Below are 7,020 nucleotides of genomic sequence, written 5' to 3'. Positions count from 1 at the left end.
GACCAAGGGTGGCTTTGCTAACGAGAACGCATTGCTCAAGTTGCTGTATGCAGGTATGTTGAAGGCGTCAGAGAAGTGGACGCATCCGGTGCAGAATTGGAACCTGACATTGTCCCAACTGAGCATCCACTTCGAAGGACGGCTCGACGACTACGTAGATCTTTAAACGCCGGGTGACACAGAACTATGAACACCCTCGAAATGGGTAAAGCGGACCAAGTCGATTTAGTTGCGCCAAATAGCGAGAACCAGACAATTCAATCTTATGAGTTCATAGCATCTTGGCAGGGTCACTATGATTTTATTCATACCAATGCACTGTGTAATAGTGAAGAAATGGGCAGAAAAACCGCGAATGGATATGTCGCTTCTGATGGTATGAATACACAAGGCCTATCAATCGGATCGCTGTATTTACCGGGAATGACCTATTACTTAACTCCTGCACAAGTTAAAAAAGCACAAGCCGATGGCACCGGTAGTGCATTTGTCATTGGGTCTGCTTTTTTTCCAACATGGGTGTTATCTAGCTTTAGTTCTGTTGAGGCGTTGGTTAATTATCTCAGTGAGAATCCTGTTTATGTATTACTAAGCCAGTTGGGTATTGAAGGCGAAGACGCGGTTGCTATGACATTGCATTATGTAATCCATGACGCTGATGGACAGAGTGCCGTGATTGAGTTTTTGTATGACCGAAAAATGCATATTCATCGTTGTTATGCGGCAAGAGAGCAGTTTGATTCCATAGGTACGGATATCTGTGATCCGTATGTGGATAATTTCAAAGTGCGCAGATTCAGTCCTTGCTCGGCTTATGAAGTGTTGGTTGACCATGCGTATATTGGTGTAATGACGAATTCCTCAGACTACCTTTGGCATGTAAACTATCTATCTCAATTCAGTAATCTAACCAACAAAGTACAGCAAGCCAGCCAAGTAAATCATGCTCTTCCCATTCGCTCTTGTTGGTCGCCTGGACCATTAACTAATGTGAATGGCAGTGGGCTAATTGGTTTGCCTGCGGATCCCACGCCTCCGTCGCGTTTTGTGCAAACTTACGTCTGTCAGCAGTTGGCAAACCGACCTAAAACCGTCAATGAGGCAATGACGCTTGCAGAGAAACTGCTAAATCGAATTGATATTCCCCGTGGGTTAGTTGTTCCTGAGGCGCTCAAAAACAATGAGCCGCTGAATAGTGATATTACCCAGTGGGCTGTTTTACGTGATCATGAAAGTCGATCTCTCTATTTCCGCTCTTATGCAAATATGACTTGGGAGAAAGCTGTTTTCTTAGATATAGACCGCGATGTGCTTCTAAAGTCGTTTAGCTTGACAGAAACAGCGTTTGAGTCCTCGCCAGTTTTAACACCGATAGGCGAACATAGGGTGGTAGCAAAACGCGTAGAGGTAGCTTGAGGTTAGCGTCCAAGGCCAGCATTGCTGGCCTTGGAGCTGCTGTGAGTTTACAAATACCGCCCTTGAATATACTCGCGGAAATGGGTGGGGTTGAGGGTTTCTCCGGTGGCATCTTTGAGTAAGTTGTCGGTTGAGGTGGTGCTGGCGCGTTGCCAGATATGTTGAGACAACCAATCAAAAATCGGTGAGACATTGCCGCTGGCGATAATGCCATCCACATCCAGTTGCTGGCGCATCGTTTGCATCAATTGCGCGGCATACAATGCACCTAAGGTATAGGTCGGGAAGTAGCCAAAGCTGCCATCGGTCCAGTGGATATCTTGCATACAGCCGTTTTTATAGTTGCCAGCGGTGCTGAGGCCAAGGTATTGCTGCATGGCATGATTCCAACGATCAGGGATATGCTCGACGTCCATTTTGCCACTGATAAGATCGCGCTCAATGTCGTAGCGCAACATGATGTGTGCAGGATAGGTGACTTCGTCGGCATCAACACGGATATAGCCGGGTGAGACACGTGTGAGCACACGGTGGAAGTTGTCTACATGGAAAGCGGGGTCGTCTTGGCGGTTAAAGGCTTGTTTGGCATGCTGACAAATCAAGGTGGCGAATGCCTCACTGCGGGCAAGCTGCATTTCACAGAACAGGCTTTGGCTCTCATGCACACCCATTGATCGCGCTTTGCCAACCGGCAAGCCGGCAAGGTGTTTGGGTAGACCTTGCTCATAGCGCGCGTGCCCCGTTTCGTGGATCACGCCCATTAACGCCGAGGTAAAGTCTTGCTCGTCATAGCGGGTGGTAATGCGTACATCGGTTGGCACGCCTCCACAAAATGGATGAGTGCTGACGTCTAATCGACCGTGCTCGAAGTCAAAACCCAGCAGCGCCATCATTTTCTCGCCTAAGGCTTTTTGCTGAGCTTCTGCAAAGGGACCATCGGGCAACCGTGTGGTTTGCTGGCTTTGTTTATCCACAACCGCTTGAATGGTGTCTGGTAGCCATGTTTTAAGATCGCCAAACACTTCATCGATGCGGTCAGCGGTCATGTCTGGCTCGTAAAGATCCAGCAAAGCGTCATAGGGCGAGCAGTTTTTCTGATCGGCTCGGATGTGGGCTTCTTCGCGCGCGAGTGCCACTACTTCTTTAAGGTTTTTGGCGAAGCCGTCCCAGTCGTTATTTTGACGCTGCTGTCGCCAGGCGTGTTCACATTTTGCACCGGCTAAAGATTTGGCTTTCACTAGGGTGTCAGGGAGTACACTGGCATGTTGCCACTGACGCTTCATTTCTCGGAGGCTGGCGCGTTGGGCGTCATTGAGTCGGTCTTGCTGCTCATCCAGCGCGCTAAACCAGTCATGCAGTTCATGCGTAGTGAGTTGCTGATGGGTATATAGTGCCAATTCCGCCATAGCGTCGGCACGGGCTTGACTGCCTCCGCTGGGCATCATGGTGGCTTGATCCCAACCACAGATTGCGGCAAGGTGCTGAAAATGCGACAGACGTTTGAAGTGAGCTTCCAGCTTATCTAGTTGTTCCATAATCACTTTCCTTGTTTACAACGTTGCCGATATTTTGGCAACTTGGGTGAGAAAAGCAAGGCACATGCTGGCGTTCTGTAAGGTGAACCTGATAAGGAGTTATTTGGGGAATGTACTTGTTTGGCTATGGCAGTTTAATGAATCCTGCTTCGCGCGCGTTGACCGGAGAGTCAGGGTGGGCGTGTCCGGTAACCGTATCGGGGTTGCAACGCTATTGGAGCAATGTCAGTGAAGCATTGATCTCTCCGTTAGTGGTATTGGAAGGAGACGGCGCGTGCAATGGCGTCTTAGTAAAGATCGCGCCAGATGCTTTGCCTGACTTTGATCGCCGTGAGGCAGGGTATCGACGTCTTTCGCTAGACGCGTCTCGTATTGCACTGCCCAAAGGGATTGCGCTTGAAGGGCCCGTGTATGTGTATGTGGCAGAGGATCGTGTCGCGCCTGATGTGCATAAACCGATCGCGCAGTCGTACATAGATACGGTCATGGCAGGCTGCTTACGCTATTCGTTTGATTTTGCGGCTGAATTTTTACACACCACTCAGGGGTGGGATGCGGCGTATTGTAATGATCGGGCACTGCCGCGTTATCCACGCGTCGCCGGCGTGAGCGATGAAGATCGGGTCATGATTGATGATTTGATGAAAACCCATCTCGGCCAGCATCCCGCTGAAGCGGTATAATTAGACTTACTAGCGAGCCACGTGCAACGTTATTTTGTTTAGATTGAATAAAACAAAGCCACCGCATGAACGGTGGCTTTGTTGATTAGGGGTTGTTCACCTTGTCACCAAGGGACTTATTGTACTTCGACGTAGACAAACTCAGGTGAGGTGACTTCAACGCGACGGTTTTTCGCGCGGCCGTCCACAGTGTCATTGCTAGCAATTGGCGTGGACTCACCTTTACCCATTACGGTTAAACGCTCGGCATCGATGCCCGCATCAACGAATACATCTGCTACCGCTTGTGCGCGACGCTCAGACAGTTTTTGGTTGTAGGCCGCTGGGCCTTTGCTGTCGGTGTGACCGATAATGGTTGCAGTCGCTTCTTCGTGCTGGAGTAGGCGGTTGATCAATGGTTGTAATGAGGCAGCCGCTTGTGGAGAAAGGGTTGCTTCATCAAAGCCAAACAACTCGGTTTCGCCCGCTTCTGACAAGACGATGGTTTGTGGTTCCGCAACCATTTGTGGTTCTGGCGCCGGCTCAGCCATGACTGGCTCTTCAACCATAGGCTCAGGCATCGGCTCGCTGCTGGTGCGGCCGAAGTGGTAGGTCATACCCACGGTCACAAGGTTATTGTCAACACTTGAGAAGTAGCCGTCGTCCATATCATTAATGTGTTGGTATTCAAGACGTACGTTGATGTTATCGGTCGCTTGGTGATCGACACCGATCGCGCCCATCAGTGACACGTCATCGCGATCGCCCGCACTGCTGTTAAAGTTCCACATTGCACCGCCTACTTTCCCGTACAGTGCCGTATCGGGTTTGACGTGATACGACAATTTTGGCGCGATGGTGAGTGCGGTGAGATCCCCTGATGCTTTCCCAAATGTGTCGAATACAGTGTCAAAGCGGCCTAAATAATCATAGGTCCCCTCGAGCGCAAACCAATTGTTGAAATCATAGCCGGTAATAATACCCGCGCCGAGCTCTGAATCTCCGCAATCGGTGTCAGTCACACAGCTATCTTCTAAAAACGAAGGGCCAATGCGGCCCCCCATGTATGGACCGGTGTCTTGCTGTGCATAAGCCGCTGGTGCAACGGCTAAAAGTAGGCCTAGGCTTGTCACGACTTTTTTCATGCCACTGTCTCCTAAATAAGGATGATAAGGTATTATTGTTCGCATTAACTATGCGTTGTTATCCGGCCATTTTTGGAACGACCTTCACCCCTAGGCTAGAGCTGGATAGTGGGTAACTCAATAGGAAAAAAGAGATTTAACCGAGATTTGACCCAACCTGACGCAACTGTCTTAAGTATGCGCCAGGCTTGACCGTTGTCGGACAATTAGAAGGGAGCTAGCGTGATTTTGTCTGACTAGTGAGACGTTTTCGTTCGCCTTGCCCGCCCACAGGGCGACTCACAGATACTTGGCGTCCTTTTTTCATCCCTTTCTCGTAATCGTCGGTGATGGCGGCCATGGCGGCTTTTAGCTGTTGCTTGAAGGTTTCTCGATCAATGTTTTCGAACTCTTTGTCGATGTAGCTTTTGATCTTATCATCGCTGTCACGCGCATCGAGCTGAGGCAGTTTCTCCAGCGCCCCTTCTAGCCAGCCGATGGTAAAAGATTGCACACGGCGTGACACTTCTTGAGTGCTGGTGCCCGAACCAGCAAAACTGTTGCGGAATTGGCCGATATGCTCATTCATCTCGCGATACACCACATCAAAGGCGAACGCGGCGAATATCGCGCGATCGGCATCACCAATAAATTCTGCTTGCTTTAAGCCTTTGTAGTTGATCAGCACACACTCCACGCCAAATCGACCATTAATACCACGAATGATCTTCAGGATCGGTTCACTCACCGAGGTGGGCAGCAGGGTTTCAGAGCGCGTTTTCCCCATGCTGATAAAGTCGATATCGTCTTGGTCCAGGCCATGTTTTCGCATCAGGCGCTCAGCCATCTTAATCGCCTGCGCTGCCTCATTGACGTTTGCTGAGTTACTTAACTCAAGGCATTTGGCGATTTTTTTGAGCGCTTTGCTTTTCGGATCTGACATGCATACTTCCCGAGAACGAACAAACGCGTATTGTATCGCGTCCGTCAATAACAACAAAGCCGTGATGACGGTTCAGAAGGCTTATTGTTCGGTCCTGCATAAAGGGAGGGGGTTGAAAGAAATATCGTGATGACGCGGTCTATGCAGGAGTAAGTGGTTATAAGGAGCCCCATTCATGGGCATGGTCAAGCAAATGAGTCTGTCGTTGCTGGTATTAATGGTGATCACGGCCAATGGCTACCTTGTGCAGTGGGGGATGGCGGGAGGCCTGGATTCGGCGAGTTTTGCCGCGTTGTGGTTGGCCGGCGGCGCAATCATGGCRTGGTTGACAGCGCGTTATCTCTCGAGCAAAAAAGCGGGCGTCTGTTCCAATGCAACCTATATGTATCCTGCGCCGCCAAAACGCGCTGCGTCGCGACTGCCTGATTCACTCTTTTTGCAGCCGGCTGATGTTTGGCGTATGGCCGCAAGCTTGTTGCTTGCCGCCACATCCGCCTTGTTTGCATGCCGGTATCTTGATTTAGGCACGCTGGCACTGATGGTGATGGCTGGCGTTCAAGGTGTGCACGGCTTGATGGCGACGGCAGAACGCAAAGGGTTGCACTGGGGCGGCATGATGCTGTTGTTTGCTGGTGTGGGGTATTTATTTGCCCCCGGTATGTACGCCCCCAGTAGTTTAGGGTTGGGCTTGGCACTTGTGGCTGGATTGGCATGGCGTGACTATTGGCAGACGCTGTCTGAACACACTGAAGCGTACCCTAAACAACTCTGCATCAGTTTTCGGTTGAGTGTCTTACTGGCAATTGCCCTGCTGATTTTCGCGTTGCCCGGTTTAACCGTGACAATATCTGGCGCCGTAGTGGCGATGATTGCTGGAGCCCTGACGGTGCTCGGGATAATTTATCCTTGGCAGTGGCTTTCTACACAGGTTTCTCTGCTGTGGAAGCACACGTTATCGGTACTGGCGGTGATCGCCTTAGTTGGCGTGGTGTGGTTGGACGATGGTCAGATGATGAACATGCGTTTAGCCAGTGCGGCTTGTGTGGCCTTTATCGGCGTCATCTTGATGGGAGCGACGCCGCGTGAACAGGTACGCGGTTAATGTTTGGCGTGATGAGCAATAAATTAAACTGTTTATCTATGGCTCTTCACCGGATGTGGTGGAAAGTGTTTCTTTTCAAGTTTTCCGATTAATTGGACAATGAGGAAACACTCTGCACTTGAGCCCTGAATCAGATGAAAGATACAGCACTCTATCAAGCGATCCTTGGACTGACTCCGCCATGGACTGTCGACTCTGTCCAGGTGGATAAAAAGAGCCAGCGTATTACCGTGACCAT

At 50.2% G+C, this 7,020-nt stretch carries 6 protein-coding genes and 1 pseudogene; 4 read left to right on the top strand and 3 right to left on the bottom strand.

Going from position 1 to position 7,020, the window contains the following annotated elements:
- Window positions 1-166, top strand: a pseudogene (locus BZJ18_RS17145) (IS256 family transposase); the annotation flags it as partial.
- Window positions 167-186: 20 nt separating this feature from the next.
- Window positions 187-1,416, top strand: a complete 1,230-nt coding sequence (locus BZJ18_RS16470; RefSeq protein ID WP_077458378.1) for a linear amide C-N hydrolase — start codon at window positions 187-189, stop codon at window positions 1,414-1,416.
- Between the two features lie 47 nt (window positions 1,417-1,463).
- Here BZJ18_RS16470 and BZJ18_RS16465 read toward each other — a convergent pair whose 3' ends face one another.
- Window positions 1,464-2,951, bottom strand: a complete 1,488-nt coding sequence (locus tag BZJ18_RS16465; protein WP_077458376.1) for a carboxypeptidase M32 — start codon at window positions 2,949-2,951, stop codon at window positions 1,464-1,466.
- 110 nt (window positions 2,952-3,061) lie between these two features.
- Here BZJ18_RS16465 and BZJ18_RS16460 point away from each other — a divergent pair, with 110 nt between their 5' ends.
- The gene (locus BZJ18_RS16460; RefSeq protein ID WP_077458374.1) at window positions 3,062-3,634 is read left to right on the top strand and encodes a gamma-glutamylcyclotransferase family protein; all 573 of its coding nucleotides are present in this window, start codon (window positions 3,062-3,064) and stop codon (window positions 3,632-3,634) included.
- 116 nt (window positions 3,635-3,750) lie between these two features.
- Here the strand turns inward: BZJ18_RS16460 and BZJ18_RS16455 are convergent, their stop codons facing one another.
- Both BZJ18_RS16455 and BZJ18_RS16450 read right to left on the bottom strand, forming a co-directional pair.
- On the bottom strand, window positions 3,751-4,758 hold the full coding sequence (locus BZJ18_RS16455; protein WP_077458372.1) for an outer membrane beta-barrel protein: 1,008 nt from the start codon (window positions 4,756-4,758) through the stop codon (window positions 3,751-3,753).
- A gap of 217 nt (window positions 4,759-4,975) precedes the next feature.
- Window positions 4,976-5,680, bottom strand: a complete 705-nt coding sequence (locus tag BZJ18_RS16450) for a DUF2786 domain-containing protein (protein WP_069588488.1) — start codon at window positions 5,678-5,680, stop codon at window positions 4,976-4,978.
- A gap of 175 nt (window positions 5,681-5,855) precedes the next feature.
- On the opposite strand from BZJ18_RS16450, the gene BZJ18_RS16445 reads away from it, so the two are divergent.
- Window positions 5,856-6,782 carry a hypothetical protein gene (locus BZJ18_RS16445; RefSeq protein ID WP_077458370.1) on the top strand — a complete coding sequence of 309 codons (927 nt, stop codon included), beginning with the start codon at window positions 5,856-5,858 and terminating at the stop codon, window positions 6,780-6,782.
- Window positions 6,783-7,020 lie beyond the last annotated feature (238 nt).

This window comes from Salinivibrio sp. IB872 (assembly GCF_001995345.1).
In the GTDB taxonomy this organism is placed as follows: Bacteria; Pseudomonadota; Gammaproteobacteria; order Enterobacterales; family Vibrionaceae; genus Salinivibrio; species Salinivibrio proteolyticus.
The sequence above is the reverse complement of the archived record's forward strand: the minus strand, read 5'-3'. Positions and strand labels throughout refer to the sequence as shown.